At 64.0% G+C, this 20,798-nt stretch carries 26 protein-coding genes and 1 pseudogene; 13 read left to right on the forward strand and 14 right to left on the reverse strand.

What is annotated here, in order from left to right; translation table 11 throughout:
- Positions 1-42: 42 nt before the first annotated feature.
- Positions 43-808 (forward strand): annotated as a pseudogene (locus QFZ46_RS18045) (SDR family oxidoreductase).
- A gap of 67 nt (positions 809-875) precedes the next feature.
- On the opposite strand, the gene QFZ46_RS18050 reads toward QFZ46_RS18045, so the two are convergent.
- Complete coding sequence (locus tag QFZ46_RS18050; protein WP_307363701.1) at positions 876-1,478, reverse strand: HdeD family acid-resistance protein; 603 nt, start codon at positions 1,476-1,478, stop codon at positions 876-878.
- A gap of 131 nt (positions 1,479-1,609) precedes the next feature.
- On the opposite strand from QFZ46_RS18050, the gene QFZ46_RS18055 reads away from it, so the two are divergent.
- The 5 genes from QFZ46_RS18055 to QFZ46_RS18075 all read left to right on the forward strand — a co-directional run bounded on the left by QFZ46_RS18055 (position 1,610) and on the right by QFZ46_RS18075 (position 5,660).
- Positions 1,610-2,008, forward strand: a complete 399-nt coding sequence (locus tag QFZ46_RS18055; RefSeq protein ID WP_307364664.1) for a helix-turn-helix transcriptional regulator — start codon at positions 1,610-1,612, stop codon at positions 2,006-2,008.
- A gap of 5 nt (positions 2,009-2,013) precedes the next feature.
- Complete coding sequence (locus tag QFZ46_RS18060; RefSeq protein ID WP_307363702.1) at positions 2,014-2,424, forward strand: VOC family protein; 411 nt, start codon at positions 2,014-2,016, stop codon at positions 2,422-2,424.
- 42 nt (positions 2,425-2,466) lie between these two features.
- Positions 2,467-4,824, forward strand: coding sequence for an excinuclease ABC subunit UvrA (locus QFZ46_RS18065; RefSeq protein WP_307363704.1), 2,358 nt, complete (start codon positions 2,467-2,469; stop codon positions 4,822-4,824).
- Positions 4,825-4,923: 99 nt separating this feature from the next.
- The gene (locus QFZ46_RS18070; protein WP_307363706.1) at positions 4,924-5,370 is read left to right on the forward strand and encodes a hypothetical protein; all 447 of its coding nucleotides are present in this window, start codon (positions 4,924-4,926) and stop codon (positions 5,368-5,370) included.
- The gene (locus QFZ46_RS18075; RefSeq protein ID WP_307363708.1) at positions 5,367-5,660 is read left to right on the forward strand and encodes a transcriptional regulator; all 294 of its coding nucleotides are present in this window, start codon (positions 5,367-5,369) and stop codon (positions 5,658-5,660) included. The genes QFZ46_RS18070 and QFZ46_RS18075 overlap by 4 nt, the downstream gene beginning before the upstream one ends.
- Positions 5,661-5,789: 129 nt before the next feature.
- Here QFZ46_RS18075 and QFZ46_RS18080 read toward each other — a convergent pair whose 3' ends face one another.
- The gene (locus QFZ46_RS18080; RefSeq protein WP_307363710.1) at positions 5,790-6,413 is read right to left on the reverse strand and encodes a TetR/AcrR family transcriptional regulator; all 624 of its coding nucleotides are present in this window, start codon (positions 6,411-6,413) and stop codon (positions 5,790-5,792) included.
- Positions 6,414-6,491: 78 nt separating this feature from the next.
- On the opposite strand from QFZ46_RS18080, the gene QFZ46_RS18085 reads away from it, so the two are divergent.
- A complete protein-coding gene (locus tag QFZ46_RS18085) occupies positions 6,492-6,872 on the forward strand; it encodes a DUF1761 family protein (protein ID WP_307363712.1) in 381 nt (126 codons plus the stop codon).
- A 27-nt stretch (positions 6,873-6,899) separates the two neighbouring features.
- Positions 6,900-7,184 (forward strand): DUF1905 domain-containing protein, encoded by a 285-nt coding sequence (locus QFZ46_RS18090; RefSeq protein ID WP_307363714.1) that lies wholly within the window; start codon positions 6,900-6,902, stop codon positions 7,182-7,184.
- Positions 7,185-7,232: 48 nt separating this feature from the next.
- Here QFZ46_RS18090 and QFZ46_RS18095 read toward each other — a convergent pair whose 3' ends face one another.
- From QFZ46_RS18095 to QFZ46_RS18105, 3 genes are all read right to left on the reverse strand, one after another.
- A complete protein-coding gene (locus tag QFZ46_RS18095; RefSeq protein WP_307363716.1) occupies positions 7,233-8,033 on the reverse strand; it encodes a MerR family transcriptional regulator in 801 nt (266 codons plus the stop codon).
- A 5-nt stretch (positions 8,034-8,038) separates the two neighbouring features.
- Positions 8,039-8,575, reverse strand: a complete 537-nt coding sequence (locus QFZ46_RS18100; RefSeq protein WP_307363717.1) for a VOC family protein — start codon at positions 8,573-8,575, stop codon at positions 8,039-8,041.
- A gap of 84 nt (positions 8,576-8,659) precedes the next feature.
- Complete coding sequence (locus QFZ46_RS18105; protein WP_307363719.1) at positions 8,660-9,202, reverse strand: dihydrofolate reductase family protein; 543 nt, start codon at positions 9,200-9,202, stop codon at positions 8,660-8,662.
- Positions 9,203-9,323: 121 nt separating this feature from the next.
- Here QFZ46_RS18105 and QFZ46_RS18110 point away from each other — a divergent pair, with 121 nt between their 5' ends.
- Both QFZ46_RS18110 and QFZ46_RS18115 read left to right on the forward strand, forming a co-directional pair.
- Positions 9,324-9,956, forward strand: a complete 633-nt coding sequence (locus QFZ46_RS18110) for a TetR/AcrR family transcriptional regulator (RefSeq protein WP_307363721.1) — start codon at positions 9,324-9,326, stop codon at positions 9,954-9,956.
- The gene (locus QFZ46_RS18115) at positions 9,953-10,885 is read left to right on the forward strand and encodes an aminoglycoside phosphotransferase family protein (RefSeq protein ID WP_307363723.1); all 933 of its coding nucleotides are present in this window, start codon (positions 9,953-9,955) and stop codon (positions 10,883-10,885) included. Before QFZ46_RS18110 ends, QFZ46_RS18115 begins: the two co-directional genes overlap by 4 nt.
- Here the strand turns inward: QFZ46_RS18115 and QFZ46_RS18120 are convergent.
- Complete coding sequence (locus tag QFZ46_RS18120) at positions 10,848-11,345, reverse strand: GNAT family N-acetyltransferase (protein ID WP_307363725.1); 498 nt, start codon at positions 11,343-11,345, stop codon at positions 10,848-10,850. The two genes, QFZ46_RS18115 and QFZ46_RS18120, sit on opposite strands and share 38 nt — an antisense overlap.
- 52 nt (positions 11,346-11,397) lie before the next feature.
- Positions 11,398-11,718: a hypothetical protein gene (locus QFZ46_RS18125; protein ID WP_307363727.1), complete on the reverse strand. Its 321-nt coding sequence runs from the start codon at positions 11,716-11,718 to the stop codon at positions 11,398-11,400.
- A gap of 63 nt (positions 11,719-11,781) precedes the next feature.
- Here QFZ46_RS18125 and QFZ46_RS18130 point away from each other — a divergent pair, with 63 nt between their 5' ends.
- From QFZ46_RS18130 to QFZ46_RS18140, 3 genes are all read left to right on the forward strand, one after another.
- Positions 11,782-12,369 (forward strand): GNAT family N-acetyltransferase, encoded by a 588-nt coding sequence (locus tag QFZ46_RS18130; protein ID WP_307363729.1) that lies wholly within the window; start codon positions 11,782-11,784, stop codon positions 12,367-12,369.
- A 91-nt stretch (positions 12,370-12,460) separates the two neighbouring features.
- Positions 12,461-13,711 carry an MFS transporter gene (locus QFZ46_RS18135; protein ID WP_373457683.1) on the forward strand — a complete coding sequence of 417 codons (1,251 nt, stop codon included), beginning with the start codon at positions 12,461-12,463 and terminating at the stop codon, positions 13,709-13,711.
- Positions 13,708-14,127 (forward strand): GNAT family N-acetyltransferase, encoded by a 420-nt coding sequence (locus tag QFZ46_RS18140; RefSeq protein WP_307363733.1) that lies wholly within the window; start codon positions 13,708-13,710, stop codon positions 14,125-14,127. Before QFZ46_RS18135 ends, QFZ46_RS18140 begins: the two co-directional genes overlap by 4 nt.
- A gap of 28 nt (positions 14,128-14,155) precedes the next feature.
- On the opposite strand, the gene QFZ46_RS18145 is transcribed toward QFZ46_RS18140, so the two are convergent.
- The 7 genes from QFZ46_RS18145 to QFZ46_RS18175 all read right to left on the reverse strand — a co-directional run bounded on the left by QFZ46_RS18145 (position 14,156) and on the right by QFZ46_RS18175 (position 20,785).
- Positions 14,156-14,419 carry a DUF6458 family protein gene (locus QFZ46_RS18145; protein ID WP_307363735.1) on the reverse strand — a complete coding sequence of 88 codons (264 nt, stop codon included), beginning with the start codon at positions 14,417-14,419 and terminating at the stop codon, positions 14,156-14,158.
- Positions 14,420-14,570: 151 nt separating this feature from the next.
- Positions 14,571-15,314, reverse strand: a complete 744-nt coding sequence (locus QFZ46_RS18150) for a formylglycine-generating enzyme family protein (protein WP_307363738.1) — start codon at positions 15,312-15,314, stop codon at positions 14,571-14,573.
- A complete protein-coding gene (gene yczE / locus QFZ46_RS18155; protein ID WP_307363740.1) occupies positions 15,311-15,940 on the reverse strand; it encodes a membrane protein YczE in 630 nt (209 codons plus the stop codon). The genes QFZ46_RS18150 and yczE overlap by 4 nt, the downstream gene beginning before the upstream one ends.
- Positions 15,937-16,692 carry an SGNH/GDSL hydrolase family protein gene (locus tag QFZ46_RS18160; protein WP_307363742.1) on the reverse strand — a complete coding sequence of 252 codons (756 nt, stop codon included), beginning with the start codon at positions 16,690-16,692 and terminating at the stop codon, positions 15,937-15,939. The genes yczE and QFZ46_RS18160 overlap by 4 nt, the downstream gene beginning before the upstream one ends.
- Positions 16,693-16,727: 35 nt before the next feature.
- Positions 16,728-18,080, reverse strand: coding sequence for an MFS transporter (locus tag QFZ46_RS18165; RefSeq protein WP_307363744.1), 1,353 nt, complete (start codon positions 18,078-18,080; stop codon positions 16,728-16,730).
- Positions 18,077-19,102, reverse strand: coding sequence for an LLM class flavin-dependent oxidoreductase (locus tag QFZ46_RS18170; protein ID WP_307363745.1), 1,026 nt, complete (start codon positions 19,100-19,102; stop codon positions 18,077-18,079). Before QFZ46_RS18170 ends, QFZ46_RS18165 begins: the two co-directional genes overlap by 4 nt.
- 6 nt (positions 19,103-19,108) lie before the next feature.
- Positions 19,109-20,785, reverse strand: coding sequence for a DUF885 domain-containing protein (locus QFZ46_RS18175; protein ID WP_307363747.1), 1,677 nt, complete (start codon positions 20,783-20,785; stop codon positions 19,109-19,111).
- Positions 20,786-20,798 lie beyond the last annotated feature (13 nt).

Here is a 20,798-nt window from a genome sequence, read left to right on the forward strand (position 1 = left end):
GTCGCGCCGTTCGCGGCATTCCCCGTATCACTAGGAGTCACCGTGTCCGACGTTCTGCCCGCAGGTTCTCTCGCCGGAAAGGTCGCACTCGTCACCGGCTCGTCGCGGGGTATCGGTGCCGACACCGTCCGCTATTTCGCCGAAGCCGGCGCGGATGTCGTGATCAACTTCCGCAACAAGGCGCCGCGCGCCGAGAAGCTCGCGGTGCAGTTGCGCGAGCTCGGTGGCCGTGCTCTCGTCGTCGGTGCGGACCTCACGGATCCGGCATCCGTCGCCGACATGTTCGAGAAGGTGCGCAACGAGTACGGGAGTCTCGATGTGCTCGTCCTGAACGCTTCCGGCGGCATGGAGTCCGGGATGGCCGAGGACTACGCGCTCACACTCAATCGCGACGCGCAGCTGAGTGTGCTGAACGCAGCATTGCCGCTGCTCGGAGAGGGTTCGCGGGTCGTATTCGTGACCAGTCATCAGGCGCACTTCATCCGCAGCACTCCGACCATGCCCGAGTACGAGCCCGTCGCGCGCTCGAAGCGCGCAGGCGAGGATGCTCTGCGGGAGCTGATCCCTACGCTCGAGGAGAAGGGGATCGGCTTCACGGTCGTCTCGGGCGACATGATCGAAGGCACCATCACGCGCGACACTGCTCGAGCGTGCGAACCCGGGAGCGATCGCCGAGCGCCGAGGATCAGCGGGAAAGCTCTACAACGTCTCGGAGTTCGCCGCCGAGGTCGCGCTTGCCGCCGTGGACCCCGTGCCGGTGGACAACACGCGGCTGGTCGGCGACACGAGCGACTTCACCGGCGAGTAACCTCCACAACGACGAAACGGCCGCCGTTCTGCGTATGCAGGACGGCGGCCGTAGACGTGTAGATGGTCTATGCCGTGGGAGCGGCCGTCTCATTGAAGACCGCCTCGGCTGCCTTCTCATCACGACCGAGCGTGATGGCACGCACGATCTGGATGATCCCGAGGACGACCAGCGTGATCCCGAGAATCCACCACAGTGCCACGGCGGCGAGTAGCGGGGAGAAGATCACGATGATGCCGGCGACGATGCTGAGGATCGCGTAGATGATCGTCCACGCTTTCGAGCCGTCCTTGTTGAGCAGCGTGAGCGAGACGACACCGTCGACGATCCAGCTGACACCTATGAAGATGACCGTGATGAAGGCCAGGGTCACTGTGACGGCGGAGAGGTTCATGAATGCGATGATCCCCGCGGCGATGTAGAGCACGCCGAGCACGATGTGACCGACTCGCGCCCAACCGCCCTTTTTACCGGAGAAGATCCCCAGACCGACGTAGACGATTCCGGCGACGACCAGGTAGGCGGCGATGATCCCGGTCACGAGGACGGCGGTCTTCATCGGCCAGACGAGCAGGAGGATTCCAGCGATCAGTGCGATCGCGCCGGAGATTGCGAGCGTGATGCGGATCGACTTGAACAGAGACTTCGTTTCGGTCAGCGGATCAGACATGAGTACAGCCTTTCTGTGAAGGATGCGCCCAGCGTAGCGCGCACCGCGTTCGGAATGTCGCCGGTCCGTGGGAGTATCAAAACGTGTTGTCACAGACTGTCGAACATGAGCGCCTGCGTGAGTTGGTGATCATGCGTCATGTTCGCGACCGCATCGACCGAGAGTACGCGCAGCCTCTCGATGTCGAAGCTCTCGCGCGCGGTGTGCACATGTCTGCCGGCCATCTCAGCAGGCAGTTCAAGGCCGCGTACGGCGAGTCGCCCTATTCGTATCTGATGACGCGACGGGTGGAAAGGGCCATGGCGCTCTTACGCCGGGGGGATCTCAGCGTCACAGAAGTGTGCTTCGAGGTCGGTTCGTCGTCGCTCGGTACATTCAGCACGCGTTTCACCGAGCTCGTCGGCGTCCCGCCGAGTGTGTATCGCGAGCGAGCGGCCGATGTCTCCGGCATCCCGAACTTCCAGATCAAGCACGTCACGAGACCGATCAGGAATCAAGAAGCGCCCCGCACCGCTGCGAACCTAATCTAGGCATCATGAACATCACCATTCACTATGCATTCCTTCCGCACACCGACGCGGAGGCCGCACTCGGTTTCTACCGCGACGCCCTCGGATTCGAATTGCGCAAAGACGTCGGATACGACGGAATGCGCTGGCTCACCGTCGGCCCGGTCGGCCAGCCGCAGACATCGATCGTGCTGCATCCGCCGGCAACCGACCCCGGAATCACCGACGACGAGCGGCGCACCATTCTGGAGCTCATCGCGAAGGGCAGCTATGGCGCCGTCACCTTGGCGAGCGACGATCTCGACGCCCTCTTCGACCAGCTCGTAGCTCGCGGCGCGGATGTCGTGCAGGAGCCGATGGACCAGCCGTACGGTGAACGCGACTGCGCGGTGCGCGACCCCGCAGGTAACCTGCTCCGTATCAATCAAGCCGCCTGACGACGCCTGCACGGCAGACCTGACCCCCTCAGAAAGAAGACGATGGCCGACGCTTCCCACACCGCCGACTCGCATGACCTGATCCGCGTGCAGGGCGCGCGCGAGAACAACCTGAAAGACATCAGCGTCGATATCCCGAAACGTCGCCTCACGGTGTTCACCGGGGTGTCCGGCTCAGGCAAGAGTTCGCTGGTGTTCGACACGATCGCCGCCGAGTCGAGGCGCATGATCGATGAGACGTACAGCGCGTTCGTGCAGGGGTTCATGCCGTCGGTCCCGCGGCCGGATGTCGATGTGCTCGAAGGGCTCACGACATCGATCATCGTGGATCAGGAACGGCTCGGTGCGAACCCGCGGTCGACCGTGGGCACTGTGACGGACGCGAACGCGATGCTGCGCATCCTGTTCAGCAGGCTGGGCCAGCCGTATATCGGCGGGCCGACGGCGTTCTCGTTCAACATTCCCACTCAGAAGGCCAGTGGTGTGATGACGGGGCCCGGCGGCGAGAAGAAGATCGTGAAGGATGCCATCTATCTCGGTGGCATGTGCCCGAGGTGCGAGGGCAGGGGAGCGGTCTCCGACCTGGACCTCGCACAGATCGTCGACGAGTCGAAATCGCTCGACGAAGGCGCGATCATGGTGCCGGGCTACACCGCTGATGGCTGGATGGTGAAGGGATTCTCGCAGTCGGGTTTCTACCCGGCTGACAAGCCGATCGAGCAGTTCTCCGAGAAGCAGCGACACCTGTTCCTCTACGGCGAGGTGACGAAGGTCAAGATATCCGGCATCAACATGACCTATGAGGGCCTCATCCCGAAGATCACCAAGGCGATGCTCTCGAAGGATCTCGACGCATTGCAGCCGCACATCCGTGCGTTCGTCGAGCGAGTCGCGACTTTCGCGACGTGTCCGGAATGCGACGGCACTCGTCTCACGGAAGGCGCTCGGTCGTCGAAGATCGATGGCGTCAGCATCGCGGACGCGTGCCGGATGCAGGTGACCGACCTGGCCACGTGGGTGCACGAGCTCGATCTGCCGGAGGCGGGACCGTTGCTGACGGCGCTCAGCGCGAATCTGAAGGCGTTCGTCACGCTCGGACTCGGATATCTGAGTCTTGATCGGCCTTCCGGCACGCTGTCCGGGGGAGAGGCGCAGCGGATCAAGATGCTCCGTCATCTCGGTTCTTCGCTGACCGACGTCACCTACGTGTTCGACGAACCGACGATCGGGCTCCACCCGCACGACATCCAGCGTATGAACTCGCTGCTGCTGCAGTTGCGGGACAAGGGCAACACCGTGCTCGTCGTCGAGCACAAGCCCGAGACCATCGCGATCGCCGACCGGGTCATCGATCTGGGACCGGGAGCCGGTTCGGCCGGAGGCGAGATCTGCTTCGAGGGCACCCTCGACGGCCTGCGTGCGAGCGGCACGCTCACCGGGACGCATCTGGATGATCGGGCGTCGTTGAAGCCGACAGTGCGCGCGAAGAAGGGCGCGATCGAGGTGCGCGGTGCGCACGAGAACAACCTGCAGGACGTCGATGTCGACATACCGACCGGTGTGCTGACGGTGATCACTGGGGTGGCGGGTTCAGGCAAGAGCTCGCTGATCCACGGTTCGGTCTCGGGCCGTGAAGGCGTGGTGGTGATCGATCAGGGCGCGATCAAGGGCTCGCGACGCAGTAATCCGGCGACTTACACCGGCATGCTCGAGCCGATCCGCAAGGCATTCGCGAAGGCGAACGGTGTGAAGCCGGCCCTGTTCAGCGCTAACTCAGAGGGCGCATGTCCCTCGTGCAAGGGCTCCGGCGTGATCGTCACGCAGCTGGGTTTCATGGACACGATCGAGACGCCGTGTGAGGACTGCGGCGGCAAGCGTTTCCAGGCTGGAGTACTGGAGTACAAGCTCGCGGGCAAGGACATCACCGAGGTACTGGATCTGCCGGTCTCCGAGGCGCGGCAGTTCTTCGCGGACGGTGAGTCGAAGATTCCGGCCGTGGTGGCGATCCTAGGACGGCTCGAGGATGTCGGTCTCGGTTATCTGTCGCTGGGCCAGCCGCTGTCGACGTTGTCTGGCGGCGAACGTCAACGCGTGAAGCTGGCGATCCAGATGGGGGAGAAGGGCGATGTCTATGTGCTCGACGAGCCCACGACGGGTCTGCACCTGGCCGATGTCGACAAGATCCTCGGGCTGCTGGATCGACTGGTGGATGCCGGCAAGACGGTCATCGTGATCGAGCATCACCAGGCCGTGATGGCCCACGCCGATTGGATCGTGGACATCGGCCCCGGGGCCGGTCACGATGGCGGGCGCGTGGTGTTCGAAGGCGTGCCTGCCGACCTCGTCGCAACAAAGTCGACGGTGACGGGGGAGCACCTCGCTCAGTACGTCGGAGTGTGAACTGAGAACAGTTCGGGGCGCTCGATAACGCGACAACGATCGACCGTAGCTCCTGACGCATGACTTTCCAATGTGGAAAACTGATGCTAGGTTTCCAATATGGAAAACGATGAAGGTCGCGATGCAGCCCGAGATCTTGCCAATCTTGACGCCGCAACGGCAGGCTATGCAACCGTGACGGCGCGGGAGGGTGTGTATCACCTTGCGCTAGGCGTGGGAGCAGGCGCCATCGTGACGGCGCAAGGGCTGTCGTCACCGTGGAGCTGGATCTTGCCGTTGGTCTTCCTTGCCAGTGTGCCGCTGTTCATCGGATGGTGGCGCCGGTCGCACGGCTGGTGGGTGTCCGGTTACGCGCCAGCGCGCACGCGCTGGGTGGTGGCACTGATGGCTGTCGCCTACGTCGGGCTCGCGTTCGCCTCGTTCATCCTCGATTCGGTATGGGTAAGCGTGTTGATGGGCGCGATCGCTGCTCTCGTGATCACTGCGGCGGGGTTCGTATGGATGGTCGTCTGGCGACGGGGGTTAAAGACGGCGGAAGCCGGATGAACGACCTTGATCCGGTGATCCATCCGCCGGCGCGGCTTCAGCTCTGCGGCATCCTCGCGCAGGTCGACGATGTCGAGTTCGCGTTCGCCAAAGCCAGGCTCGGCGTTTCAGACTCTGTGCTTTCCAAGCATGCGAAGGCTCTCGAGGACGCGGGATATCTCACGATCACCAAACGGACAGTCAGCGCCCGCCAGCGAACATGGTTGGCGCTCACAGCGCAAGGGCGGCGAGCCTTCCGTGCGCACATGGTTGCGCTGCAGCGATTAGCTGCTGGCGCTATTCGCACGTGAGCGTCGCGCAAAGCCCTTCGGGAGCGTTTCCGGCTTGTTCCGGCCCCGCTTCCGAGAGACGCTGAGTAAGCCGATAATGCACATTATGTCAGATTAAGGTTTCGGAACCGACCTCGCTCCCACGATGACCTAGGCGCGCTCCAGGTCGCGGTATGCGGAGAGAAAGAGGTCCACGGCCCGATCCACCCCGCGTAAATCATCTTCGCCGGACAGCAACCGTGCATTCAACGGCGCTCCGACAACCAGCCAGGTGAACTCCGACGCCGCGGCGTTCGAATCCTCGAGCTTTGTACGGCGCTGCTGCGCCAGTTCCTCCAGCGTCTCGGCGAGGTTCTGAATATTCCTGGCCCAGCTCTCCGCGAGGTACATTCGCGCGACTTCCGGCTGGGCAACAGCTTCGGCTATGACCAGCCTGCGCATCTCCAGCACTGGCGGGCTCAGGATGCCGCTCCGCATGGATACCGCAAGGTCGATGAGCCCCTGGCGGATGTCACCCGCGTTGCGCAACCGGTCCAGCGCCGGCCGCATCGCCTCTCCCCCCATGGTCGCCCACTGGCGCACCACGGCAGAGTACAGCGCAGTCTTCGACGTGTGTTCCCGATAGAGAGAAGCCTTCGAGATCCTCGCCCGTCGCGCCACTTCATCCATGGACGTCCCGTTGTAGCCGCGCTCAAGAAAGACTTCCCGAGCGACCGACAGGAGATCCTCCCCCGTGCGACCCGCTGGTCGACCCGGGGCTTTCGCTGCGCTCATTCTGCTCCCAAATTTAGTACTTGACAGTACTGTAGTACCGATCTAGGTTGAGTACCAACAAGTACTAAAGGAGACCTCATGGTCATGCTCGGAATCCTGCTCGCAACAGTCGCTTCTTTCATCGCGAGCGCCGGTCTGTACGCCGTACCCGCGATCTCCGCGCTGATCGCCCGCACCAGCACTCCGCGACCCGGGCTCACAGTCGTCCAGCAAATGGGGTCGGTCGTCCTGCGGAGCCTTATGGTCTCGTGCCTCATTGCGGGGCTGATGGCCGCGGCAGCGTGGACTGGCGCCGTCGCCGGACTACTACTCGGAGTGGCGCTCTCTGTACTGCCGTTCACCCTGCTCCTCGGCGGCGTCGTTCACGAGAACACGGCGGTGACGGCCGCGGGCATCCATTTCCTCGACTGGATCATCAAGCTCGCGATCATCGGAGCGATCGTCGGGGCTTGTGTCTGACCTTTTCACCGATATCTGGAGATCGACATGTCTACAAACACACCGCTCGACATCACATTCAGCGCAACGCTCGGAAAGGTGCGCGACGGGGACACCTGGACCTGCGTGCAGCTTCCGGACTCGGCGTCGATCTTCGGCACACGCGGGTTGGTGAAGGTGGCCGGAACCGTGGATGGTGAACCTTTCCGGGGCGCGTTCATGGCTCTCGGAGACGGAACCCACAAACTGCCGATCGCGTCGGTCATCCGCAGGAAGATCGGCAAAGCCGACGGTGACGACGTCACTATTCATCTGTCTGAACGCCTGAACTGACTCGACCTGTACGTCGTCTTACGCACTGCGAGCTGATCCGCGGAGCTACTACTCCCAGGTCGCGGCGTCGGGGTCGATGCCCTGGTGGCGTGCGGATTCGTCGATGCTCTTGCGGAACCAGGTGGCGAGGCCGTCTCCGATCCCGTTGTAGTACGACGAGAATCCTGGGTCGCTCTCGAACATCCGGCCCAGGCACACCTGCATCTGTCGTGTCAGTGGGAAGAAGTTCGAGAACAGCTCCCGGTGGCTCTCGACGAGCCCATCCGCCTCCTCGCTCCCGGGCTCGACCCCTCGGTTCGCCGCATCGGCGAGGTCGCGCTGGAGAGCGGACATGGCTTGAGAGAGTTCTCGCCACTGTGCTGGCGATCGCGAGGCTGAGCGCTCCGCGAACTGCGCCCATTGCCTTGAGGCACCCCAGGCGAAGCGCGCCCCACGGGATTGCTCAGGGTCCCAATCTTCGCCGAAGATCTCCCGCTGCTGGTCGTCGCTCATCAGGATGCCGCGCTCGTGCGCATCGGTCATGCGCTCCAGCCGTTCGTCGAGCTGCTGCAGATCGTGAATCCGTTCGGCAAGCTGCGACCGCTGCGCCCGCAGCGTGCTTCCGATCTCAGCAGTCGCATCATCGAGGACGTCACGGATCGCGTCGAGCCTGAGACCGGCCTCGCGGTAAGCCACAACGCGGCTCAGGCGCTCGAGGTCATCCCAGGTGTATAGGCGGTAGCCGGCGGGGGTGCGTCGGGATGGCGAGGCGAGACCGATCTCATCCCAGTGGTGGAGAGTGCGCACCGTCAACCCGAGGAGATCCGCGGCAACGCCAATCGTCGCGTCCTCATCGATCTCGTCAACCATCCCTGTCATTGTGCTCCTCTTTCGGAGTCTTCCGGCGCGAAGATCCCGACGGATGCGAAATCGCGCCCCACATCGCTGTCAGGAATGAACGGCGTCGCCGCCGTGAACGTGACGTGCGCGCCTTCGGGAGTGATGACAGAGATGTCGCGCGTTCTCCAGGCTGTGTCATAGGGTCCTGTCACCGAATCCGGTGACAGAACCCGACACGCGTCGGCTACGGATTCGAGTTGGCCGAGGACGCAGGATACGAACACCTGAACCGTCGATGCCGATGCCGCTGCCGGTTCCGCATCGTCGTCCGCGGGAACGAGAAGAACGTCCTGGAACGCCCACCGTCGCAGATGCACGATCTGCCCTGGAACGCTGAACAAGTCGATGAAGCCCAGTCCACGGACCCAGAAATCCGTCGACGCGCGCAGGTCCCGCGTGGGGATCTTCACGAACATCGGCATCGCGTAGATGCCGAGGAACGGACCCGGCGCGACAGCGTCCGGACCGTCGGGAACGGGGCTCATCTCGAATGCATTGAAGTAATCAGTCATGTGAGACACCCTGGAGCCTCACGTTGCGTGAGGGTCAAACTGACGCCGTAGTTCACGTCTGCCTTGTCCCCCGAGCGGTACCTGTCACGCGAGGACTCCGTACCGGAGATGTGTCTCACTCGCGAACGCGGATGTCTCGAGACGCTCAAGCGTGACGCGCTTGCTCAATCCGCTGAAGAGGGAGATGCCTTCTCCGAGGAGTATCGGCACGACATGCAGATGGATCTCGTCGACAAGCCCGAGCTCGAGGCACTGTCTCGAGATGCTCCCCCCGAGCACACTGACCCACTTGTCCCCCGCCGACTGCTTGGCGGCTTCGATCGCCTTCGTGATCTCGTCCACGACGAAGGTGTACGTGACGCCATCTTTCTCGATCGGCTCATGAGGGCTATGGGTCATCAGGTACACCGGCACCTTGATCATTGCCCCATATGGGACTTCTCCATCTTCTATGGACTGCTTCTTGTTCGCACCTCCGACGACGGCGCCGAGCTCATGGATAATCCGTTCGACAACGTCTTGATCACCGGGAGCCGACGGGAACCCGTTCATCCAGTCCACTCCCCCGTCCACGTCCGCCATGAATCCATCCAGTGTCACGGTTGCGTGGATGATTACCTTCGACATCGCTTCCTCCTTGATGAGGCGCTGCATCCACCTCGTTGGTGGTGAGTTACCTGACTCACCACCAACGTAGCGACGGATTAGTCACGAGTCAACCGACTCGCCTCTCGCGTATAGTCGGAACATGCCCCGCGAAATTTCTGCGTACCATCGCCAGGTCGCTGCTGACAACCGCGCCGCGATCCTTGAGGCCGCTACCGAGTTGTTTCTCGCACTCGGCTACGACCGGACCTCCTTGGCCCGAGTCGCCGACGGAGCCGGCGTTTCGAAGGCGACGCTGTTCAAACAGTTCCCGACGAAGGCGGAACTCTTCGAGGCGATGGTTCTCGCGGCGGGTGACGCGCCCGACTCTGAGCCGGTGGAGCTGCCCTCCGGGGATCTGCATGCAGGTCTGGTCAGCCTCGGCATGGCTTACGCCGAGTTATTGACCAGGCCCCGCATGACGGACCTGATCCGGGCTGTGATCACCGAATCCGCGAGATTCCCAGAGCTGCGCGAGCAGACATTCAATTTCGGCACGTTGCCGGTGCTCAAGGCACTCAGAGAGTTCTTCACGGCAGCGAATGCGCAGGGAACCGCGAACGTAGGCGATCTTGATGTCGCTTCGGCGCAGTTCCTCGGCATGATCGCGACCGTCGTGTTCTGGCCGCGTCTTGTCCACGGCAACTGGTCGCTTACCGACGAGGAGACGCATCACACAGTCGACGAGGCCGCTCAGACCATTCTTGCTCGGTACGCCACTGGAGTCGCAGCATGAAGATGCACCCCGACCAGCTCCACGTCGATGAACAGATCGTTCGTGAGCTGATCGCCGAACAGTTCCCCCAGTGGCGCAGCGAGTCCGTACGTCATGTCGCAGGAGCCGGCACCGTCAACGCGATCTACAGAATCGGCGAGAACTTCGCTGTCCGCTTCCCCCTGAACCCCGGAGAGCCGGAAGTACTCTCAGAGGCACTCGTCAAGGAAGCCGAGGCGATGGACGAACTCGCCGCGGCGTGTCCGGTGCCCACACCGGTGCATGTCGCCCACGGCCGGCCAGGGCACGGGTATCCGATGCCGTGGTCGGTTCAGTCCTGGCTACCCGGCAGCGTCGCCACGCCCGATGGCCTCGCGCACTCCTCGCACTTCGCGAAAGATCTGGTCGTGCTCATACGTGCACTCCGTGAGGCCGACACCAGCGGGCGCCACTTCGCCGGCACCGGTCGAGGAGGCGATTTGCGTGACTCCGACGGCTGGATGGAGACATGCTTTCAAGAAAGCACAGGACTGCTCCCAGTAGATGAACTTCGTGCCATGTGGGAACGATTTCGCCTTCTGCCCGATTCGGGGCCGGACAGAATGACGCACGGTGACCTGATTCCCGGAAACCTGCTCGTGGCCGGAGAGCGGCTGTCAGGCGTCCTCGACGGCGGCGGGTTCTCGCCCGCCGACCCTGCGCTTGACCTAGTGGCCGGGTGGCACATGCTGGACCGTGACGGGCGCAGTGTGCTTCGCGAAGGCCTGGGTGTCGGCACGACCGAATGGTGGCGCGGTGCCGCGTGGGCCTTCCAGCAAGCGATGGGGCTCGTCTGGTACTACCGCGACTCGAACCCTGACATGAGTGCGCTCGGGCGCAGCACGCTTGCTCGCATCTTGTCTGATCCCGAGCTCAGCTCTGAAGATCGAAGACCCACTCATTCATCATGAGATCGGCCCCGCGGAACACACCGGCACGCTGCCCGGCGAGCGTGAAGCCGGCCTTGCGGCACAACGCATTCGACGGCCCATTGTTCTCGTCAGGGAAAGCAGTGAGCAGCCGTTGACCGTCGGCGTGCGCTCGAGCATCGTCGATGAGAAGACTCAGGGCTGCGGACCCCGCTCCTCTTCCCTGCGCTTCAGGGACGATGAACCAACCTGCTTCGAGCACTTCTTGTTCTCGCCAGGTCGTCTTCCACGAGCAGATCGCTCCCAGCTGCTCTGAGCCATCGACGACGGCGAAGCACCGAGCTTCGTTCGTCTCCCAGAAGCGCAGGTATCGCTCGTGACGCGCGGCTACTTGCGCCTCTGTCTCCGGCCCGCCGATGTGCACGGTCATCTCGGGAGTGTTCCCGCGACGAAGCAACTCGGCATCGTTCTCGGACCATCGGCGCAGCTGGATTTCGCTCATGCGATCACGATGGCATGAGTCCCCGACATTTGTTCGCCACCCTCGTTCGAGATCAGAAGGGCTCACCAGCGGACTCGAGGATGCCGCGCATTGTTGCCACGTCTATCCGCGAGATCTCGTTCTCATACGTCTCCTCCACCCGGAAGCGCAGGTGGTTCCGCTCGCAGAAGACTGCGGTCTTCTCCAGTCGCGGCGCGACCTCGACGTGGTCGTTACCGAACAACGCCGCCGCGTATACGTTCCTGCCAGCGATGATCGCAGAACTCAGTTCGACCGAGGAACGCCCGGTGATGCCGTAGAGCTCCTTGAGCAGCGGCGGAGGCAGGTGCGGACTGCCCTCGATGATGATCGCGATGGAAGGAGAGTCGGCCATGCTCCATTTCATCACGCGGCCAGCCTGTCCGTCTCTCGTCGCGGGTTCCGGCATGATCTGAGGATGTCTGAACTCGACTCGCGATCCCGTGCCGCCTCGATTCGGATCTCGACGTGGAAGGGTGATGAGGAGCATCTTGCGCGGGCGGCGGATCTGTACGCTGCGGTGTTCGCGGAGCCGCCGTACGGCGACGATCCCGAAGCGAGCCGCGTGTCATTGGTGGAACGCGTGCGGCGCCGCGCGACCGCGAAACCTGACTTCCGACTGCTGCTTGCCTGGCACGGTCCTCACGTGGTCGGCCTCATCCTCGGAAGCGGAGTCGCTGAGGGCGACTGGTGGCGTGATCGCATTGTCGAGGAGATCCCGGAGGCCGCTCGCATTGAGTGGTTGCGTGACACATGCTTCGCAGTCGAAGAGCTGGCCATCGCTCCCGCCTACCGGCGTTTCGGCGTCGCAGCCGCTCTGATGGATGAGGTGCTTCAAGAACTGCCCTACCCCACAGCCGTGCTGAGCTGTTACGCGGAAGCCGCATCTGCGCGCCAGTTCTACAGGGCCCGAGGGTGGGAAGAGTTCGCCTGCGACGTGCGCATCGGCAACTCCCCTGCGTTGTGCGTCCTCGGCGTGCACGTCGGCGTACCACCCCGCGAGTAGGCTGAAAAGCGTGAGCACGACCCCGGCCTCCCCAGTCTCGACGATCGGGTGGAGAGCCTGGCTGATCTGGTCCGTCGGCGTCGCGGCTTACATGCTGGCGATCACCAACCGCACGTCGCTCGGCGCCGTCGGAGTGGACGCAGCGGAGAGATTCCACGCGGATGCTTCGACGCTCTCGCTGTTCGCCGTGGTGCAGCTCGCGGTCTACGGCGGAATGCAGATTCCGATCGGCGTGCTCCTGGACAAGTACGGTGCCAGGCCCATCATCACGATCGGCATGATCCTGATGGCTCTCGGACAACTCACCATCGCGGTCTCCCCCAGCATCGGAATCGCGATCATCGCTCGCATCCTCCTCGGCGCCGGCGACGCCGCCGTGTTCCCCGCTGTACTGCGCCTCATCGCCATCTGGTTCCCGGCTCAGCGAGGGCCGGTCATGGTGCAGCTCACAGGCGTCATCGGACAGGCAGGCCAGCTGGTCGCGCTGATACCGCTCGCCGCGCTGCTGCACTCCACCACATGGACCATCACCTTCGGCAGCATCGCCGGTCTCGGCATCCTGTTCGCTGTTCTCGTGTGGGTGGTCATCCGCAATCGACCACCAGAGCTCGACGAAGACGTCACCGTGAACACGGACACCGGCGTCATCCGAGTCGTGACATCGGCGATCGACACCGGTGTCGGCATCCGAGCGGCCTGGGCGCACCCTGGGACGAGATTGGCGTTCTGGTCGCACTTCACCACGCCGTTCGCGGGAACCGCATTCGTACTGCTCTGGGGAATGCCCTTCCTCACCGCCGGCGAGGGCGTCACGACAGCGCAAGCGGCCACCATCATCTCGACATATGTCGTTGCCGGCATGGTTCTCGGCCCCATCATCGGAAACCTCTCCGGTCGCATGCCGAATCAGCGATCCATCGCTCTTGTCCTCCCGGCGGTCGTGATTCAGATGGTCGCCTGGCTCGTCGTCCTCCTCCTGCCTGGGCCGGCGCCTCTCTGGCTGCTCTATGTCCTGGCGATCGCACTCGCCACCGGCGGCCCAGCGTCGATGATCGCGTTCGACCATGCCAGAACTCACAATCCAGCACACCGGCTCAGTACGGCGACGGGACTGACCAATGGTGGCGGATTCATCTCAGCGCTCATCGCGATCTTCCTCATCGGCCTGGCGCTCGATCTGCAGGGCGCCGGCACTCCTGACACGTACTCGCTGGATGCATTCCGTCTCGCATTCCTCGCACAGGTGCCGATCTGGGTGATCGGTGCCGTGTTCATTCTCATCGAACGCAAGCGCACCCGAATCCGTATAGGGCTGGACCCGGAACGAAAGTCGAGAAGATGACCGAACAGTTCTCGTTCGCACACACCGACGAACGCATCGACCGAGCGCGCGTTCATCAGTGGATCAGTGAAGAATCGTACTGGGCGAAGGGCCGCAGCCGCGCGGTGCAGGATGCCGCCATCGACGCTTCGCGCAACTACGGCGTGTGGGACGAGCACACGGGCGAACAGGTGGCCTATGCACGTGTCGTCACCGACGGCGCGACGTTCGCGTGGCTGTGCGACGTATTCGTCGCGTCAGGAGTGCGCGGCAAGGGCATCGGGAAGCTCCTCGTCCAGGGAATCATCGCAGATCTCGAGCCACTAGGGCTTCGCCGTATACTGCTCGCCACGGCCGACGCTCACGGCCTGTACGCGCAGTACGGCTTCGCCGCTCCTGATGACCCGAACCGCTACATGATCCGGGCGATGTCCTGACAGCGGACTCGTCCGATCGCTGGATCGCTCAGAGCTCCGAAGCCGGGTCGTTTGACGTAGTCGCCTGGCGGGTGGTCCGCTCCCCCGCAGTCGGGTCGACCGTCGTGCGCGTCACGGTGTCCGCACGGCGGCGCCGGGCCAGCAGCACCAATCCGAGCAGGAACACGACAACGCCGGCGCCCATCAGGATGTAGCCGACCAGATCGAGATTCACCCACTCCACTTCGACGTTCACCGCGAATGTGAGAATCGCGCCGATCACGAAGAGGACGACTCCAGTGCCGATACTCATGTGCGCATTCCTTCCAGGTGCCGACCATCGACACCCCGATGACGAGCGAAGTACTCGTTCGGTGGTTCGAGCATGACAGAGGCAGCAGCGATGGCGGAGGGGGTTGACACGGCCACGGATGTCGAGGCGGCGGTTTCCGCTCACGCCTGACCTATCGACGCGGAGTCCATCCGATCGGCGCCGCGTCATCCGAGACGGCGCGCTCTCTGTCGACCGCCGCCGACCATCCCTGTGCGGCATCCACACCGTCGAAGCCGCCGCGGGCGAGTCGCATTCCGACATCCTCATGGTGCATGCGCGGCGCTCCGCCTCGACGCACCGAAGCGCGCACGCTCCACGCGTCGTCCGCATATCCTCCCCCGCGGAACACGCGGTAGGCGTCATAGCGGGCAGGATCGAGCAGATCCCAGCACCATTCCCACACGTTCCCGAGCGTGTCGAACAGACCGTTGAGGTTGGGGAGCTTGCCGCCGACATTCTGGGGCGCAGTGACGCCGTCTGCGGAAGTCCACGCCACGTCGGCGAGCGGACCGTAATGCGGACCCGTTGATCCTGCACGGCACGCGTACTCCCACTCGGCTTCGGTCGGCAACCTGTACCCGTCGCTGTCGACGTGCCACGTGACGTCCTCACCGTCGAACGTGTAGGCACGGTCGAGGCCCTCCCATTCGGATGCCGCGTTGCAGAATCGCACGGCACGCAACCAGCTCAGGTCCGCCGCCGGTCGACGTGGATGCCGGGATGCGATTCCGAGGACCTCGGCCATCTGCTCCTCGGTGACGGCGAACACACCGATCTCGAAAGGCTCGAGGGCAACCATTCGGTGACGCTCACGCCGAGCATCGTGCAGCATGACCTCGCCGGCAGGCAGCCGGGCCATCTCGATGTCGCTCACCTCGCAACGCCCTTCTGCGGCTGCCGCCCGATCGGCACCGCGAACACGCGCATGAAGTACTGACAGAGCGGACCCACCAGCAGCGCGAACGCGACCGTGCCGATTCCCACGTTGCCTCCGAGGGCCCAGCCGACCGCCACGATGACCACCTCGATGCCGGTCCGCACGATCCAGATCCGCCACCCGGTCCGCTTGTGCAGGCCGGTCATCAAGCCGTCCCTCGGGCCTGGGCCGAACTGTGCGCCGATATAGAGTCCGGTTGCGGCGGAGAGGACGAGCAGCCCGATCACGAAGAAGCAGATGCGCAGCCATAGCGGCTGATCCGCCGGGATCAACGCGAGTCCGACGTCAGCGGCCGGTCCCACGAGCACGGCGTTGAGTACGGTGCCGATCCCGGGCTTCTGCCGCAGTGGAATCCACAGCAGCAGTACGACGAGGCTGATCAGGATCGTGACGACCCCGAAAGACAAGGGCACGTGCCGGGTGATGCCCTGTGACAGCACATCCCATGGCGCGGCGCCGATCTGACCGCGCACCATGAAAGCGATGCCGATGCCGTAAAGGAACAAGCCGAGCAGCAGCTGCGCAGTGCGACGTGGCAGCCTACGCCCGTGCAGTGCACTCAACGCGGATCTCGTTCGACCCACGAGGCGTACTTGGCAACCCGACCGTCACCTGAAGAGGTGCGCGTCAGCCGCCGTTTAACCCAGGGGCCCACATGCTGCCGATAGTAGGCGAAGCCGGCCGCCCCGGCCGTGCTCAGTTCGCTCGGCGCCCACCATTCCGCCGGTGGCTCGTAACCGAGCGCGGCGAGAACCCTGGCCGCCACACGATGGTGACCGGCTGCGTTCATGTGCAGACGGTCTTCAGACCAGTAGGGACTTCTCGCGAGTTCTCGATCGGGCCAGTTCAGCGCACGGATGACGTCAGGACGATTCGCGACCCGCTTCAGCACTGCCGCCGACAGCTCATCTCCACGGCGCTGGATCAACGACCCCATCGGCAGCTGACCCGCCGGATTCGCACCGGAAAGCAGAATGACGGTGACACCCTGCTCATCGCATCGTCGCAGTACGCGGGAGAACGTGTCAGCGATGTGCTCGAGGTCGGTCCGAGGGCGCAGCATGTCGTTGCCACCCCCGTTGAACGACAGATGTGTGGGATTCAGCGCCAATGCCGGTTCGAGCTGCTGTTCGATGATCGGCCAGGCGAGCTTGCCGCGGATCGCGAGGTTCGCGTACTGGATCGTATGGCCGACAGCATCCGCCCACCCCTGCGCGGCGATGTCCGCCCACCCGCGCACACGACCGTCCGGCAATTCATCGCCGACGCCCTCGGTGAACGAATCGCCGATCGCCACGAACCTCACATCACTCACCGAACCAGCCTATGCCCGCCTGCCGCCAGCATGGCTCAGCGGTCGTCCAACGCCTGACCTCGTCGGTCGACCAGCCCCCACGTCACGATCGCCGCAACGATGAAGAAGCCGGCGAATATGGCGAACAGCAATGGCGCTCCCCCGACTCCCAGCAGTACGGGAACGATCAGCGGAGCGATGATCGACGCCACCCTGCCGACCCCGGCGGCCCACCCGGATCCGGTACCGCGCAATGAGGTCGGGTAGATCTCCGGGGTCACCGCGTACAGCGCACCCCACGCGCCGAGGTTGAAGAATGACAACGCCATCCCCGTCGCGATGATCGAACCGACGCCCGTCGCCGTGCCGAACAGCACGGCGGACACGGCCGACCCGGCCAGGAACACCGACAGAGTGGTGCGGCGTCCCCACACCTCGATGAGCCACGCGGCGACGGCATATCCCGGCAGCTGCGCGAGGGTGATGAGCAGTGTGAATCCGAAGGAGCGAACGAGGTCGTACCCGGCATCGACAAGGATGCTGGGGATCCAGATGAAAGCGCCGTAGTACGCGAAGTTGACGCAGAACCAGATCAGCCAGATGCACAGCGTCCGCACCCGGAACTCGGGATACCAGAGAGTGCCGAGTCGCGTGGCGGCATCGTCCGCGAGGACGCGCGAGACGGGTGCCTTTTGCATCAGCGGGCCGCTGGTGATCCCCGCATCCGCTTCGAATGTCGCGACGATCCGCTCAGCCTGAGCGATCTTTCCCCTGGACGCGAGCCAACGAGGCGACTCCGGGAGGCCCCAGCGCACGACGAGTGCATATACGGCCGGTACCGCGCCGAGGGCGAACGCCCACCGCCAGCCCGACTCGGAAGCAGGAATGACGAAGTAGCCGATGAGCGCGGCAGCGGTCCACCCGACTGCCCAGAACGCCTCCAGGATGACGATGAGCCTGCCACGGATGCGCCGCGGCGCGAACTCGCTGACATAGGTCGATGCGACCGGAAGCTCCGCACCGAGACCGAGCCCGACGAAGAATCGCAGCACGAGCAGCATTGCCAGCCCGCCTACGAGGGCACTCGCCCCGGTGGCGACCCCGTAGATCAGCAGAGTGACCGCGAACACCTGCCGTCTTCCGAAGCGGTCGGCCAGCAGGCCGCCCAACGTGGCACCGATCGCCATGCCGATGAACCCGACCGAGGCGATCCACCCGGTCTCCGTCTTCGACAGGTCCCACTGCTGCGCGAGGGCGGCGATGACGAAGGATATGAGGCCGACGTCCATCGCGTCCAGCGCCCAGCCGATTCCGGAGCCGGAGAGCACTTTCAGATGCCGGCGGGTGAAGGGGAGCACATCGAGCCGCTCGGCCAACGCCGCACGGCTCGGGATGCCGGGATTGCTCATTTCAGCAGCTCTCGCACACGCGGGATCACCTCGGTGCCGTACAGCTCGATGCTGCGCATCATCTGCTCATGTCCGAGCGTGCCAGTGGCGTATTTGAGATCGAATCTTCCCACTCCCAACGTGCGCACCGTGTCCGCGATCTTCTGCGCGACGCGTTCGGGAGAACCCGAATAGATCGCACCGGCCGGGCCCACGTCGTTCTGGAACCGTGCGCGGCTGTACTCCGGCCAGCCGCGCTCCTTACCGATCGTGTTGTTCATGGCCTCGAACCCGGAGTACGCGCCATCCCAGGCGTCTTCGTCTGTGTCGGCGATGTGCCCAGGCGAATGAACGGCGATCGGATGCTCCGGTGTGCCGAAAGCGGCGATCGAGCGGTGATACAGCTCGACGAAGGGGGCGAAGCGCGCCGCTGGACCGCCGATGATGGCGAGCATCAGACCCACGCCGTGCCGGGCGACGCGAACGACCGATTCGGGACTTCCTCCGACGCCTACCCAGGTGCGCAGCCCCTTCTCGGTCTTCGGGAACACGTCGGCATCGACGAGAGCCGGACGCATGGTTCCCGACCAGGTGACCGGGTTCTCCTTCGTCAGTTCGACGAACAGCTCGAGCTTCTCCTCGAACAGCGCCTCGTAGTCGCGTAGTTCGTATCCGAAGAGCGGGAACGACTCGGTGAAGGAACCGCGGCCGAGGACGACTTCCGCGCGACCGCCGGACAGAGCATCCAGCGTCGCGAACCGCTCATAGACGCGCACCGGGTCGTCCGATGAGAGCACTGTGACTGCTGTGCCCAATCTGATCCGTTCGGTACGAGAGGCTATGGCGGCGAGCACCATCTCCGGCGCGGAGACGGCGAACTCCTCCCGGTGGTGCTCCCCCACGCCGAAGAAGTCCACACCGACACTGTCGGCGAGTACGGCCTGTTCGACGACGTTCCGGATGGTCTGTGCGGCGGTGAGCAGATTCCCTTCGGCATCGCGCGTGATGTCGCCGAACGTGTCGAGGCCGAACTCGATTCGCATGCGCGTCTACCTGTTCACGAGTGCGGTGCGGAGGGTGTCGAGTCCCACGCCGCCGAGATCCAAGGCGCGCTTGTGGAACTGCTTGATGTCGAACGCATCACCCTGCTGAACCTGGTACGCGTCTCGAACCTGTTCCCAGATGCGCTGGCCCACCTTGTAGGACGGTGCCTGTCCAGGCCAACCGAGATAGCGATTGACCTCGAACTGTACGAACTCGTCTGACATGTTCACGTTCTGACGCATGAAATCGAGCGCGTAGTCGGCATCCCAGGTTCCCGTGCCGTCGAGGCGCGGCTTGCCGAGATGCACGCCGATGTCGAGCACGACCCGCGCCGCGCGCATACGCTGCCCGTCGAGCATGCCCAGCCTGTCGGCCGGATCGTCCAGGTAGCCGAGTTGCTGCATGAGACGTTCGGCGTAGAGCGCCCAGCCCTCCGCATGCCCGGAAGTACCGGCCAGAAGTCGGCGCCAGGAGTTCAGCTCGGCACGGTTGTACACCGCTTGACCGATCTGAAGATGGTGACCGGGAATGCCCTCGTGGTAGACCGTCGTGAGCTCGCGCCAGGTGTCGAACTCGGTGACGCCTTCCGGCACGGACCACCACATGCGTCCTGGGCGTGAGAAGTCGTCGGTGGGACCGGTGTAGTAGATGCCGCCCTCTTGCGTCGGCGCGATCAGGCACTCGAGCGTGCGGATCTGCTCCGGGATGTCGAAATGAGTGGCACCGAGCTCGGCGACCGCACGGTCGCTGGTCTCCTGCATCCAACGCTGCAGAGCCTCAGTGCCATGCAGCTTGCGCGACTGATCTGACTCCAGATGCGCCACTGCCTCTTCGACGGTGGAACCCGGAAGGATCTCGTTCGCGATCGCCGTCTGCTCTTCGACCATGCGGGCGAGTTCTTCCCGGCCCCACTCATAGGTCTCGTCGAGGTCGATCTCGGCACCGAGGAAGCGGCGGGAGTTGAGTGCGTAGAGTTCACGGCCGACAGCATCCACCTCGCTCGTGGCCGGTGCGAGCGTTCCCGTGAGGAAGCTCTTCAACTCGTCGTAGGCCACGCGTGCCGCCGACGCGCTGTCGGCGAGTTCGCGTGCCAGGGACGCAGGCAGCTCGCCCTCGTCCGGCGTCGCATCCGCGACGAACGCGGCGAAGAAGCCGTCGTCTGCCGTGTACCGGACGATCTGGTCGGCGACCTCGACGACCTGGCGCCGTGCGGGCACGACTCCCCTGGCGATGCCCTCTCGCAGCGTCGCCGTGTAACCGCGAAGCGCCTGCGGCACTGCGGACAGACGCTTCACGATGACCGACCAGTCGTCGGCCGTGGACGTCGGCATGAGGTCGTACACCTGACGGATGTCCTGCGCGGCTGAGGCGATCACATTCAGGTCGCGCAGGTGCCACTGGGCGTCGTGGAATTCGAGGTCGAGCGTCAGCTCATTGCTGAGATCAGCCTTGGTGACCTCATCGACGGCATCGGCAGGCGTCAGATCCTCCAACGCACGGAGAGTCTTACGCACTTCGGCGGCGTGCTGTTCGTGACCGTCCGGGCTGAGATCGCCGTAGCGGTCGTTGGCGTCATTGCGTCCGATATAGGTGCCGAGGGTGGGCTCGAGGTCCACGAGGGTGTCGACCCATTCCTCAGCGACCTTGTCGATCGCTGAGGGCGTGCGAGGGGTAGTCGTCATGTCCTTCAGCGTA

The sequence above is a fragment of the Microbacterium murale genome (genome assembly GCF_030815955.1).
Classification (GTDB): domain Bacteria; phylum Actinomycetota; class Actinomycetes; order Actinomycetales; family Microbacteriaceae; genus Microbacterium; species Microbacterium murale_A.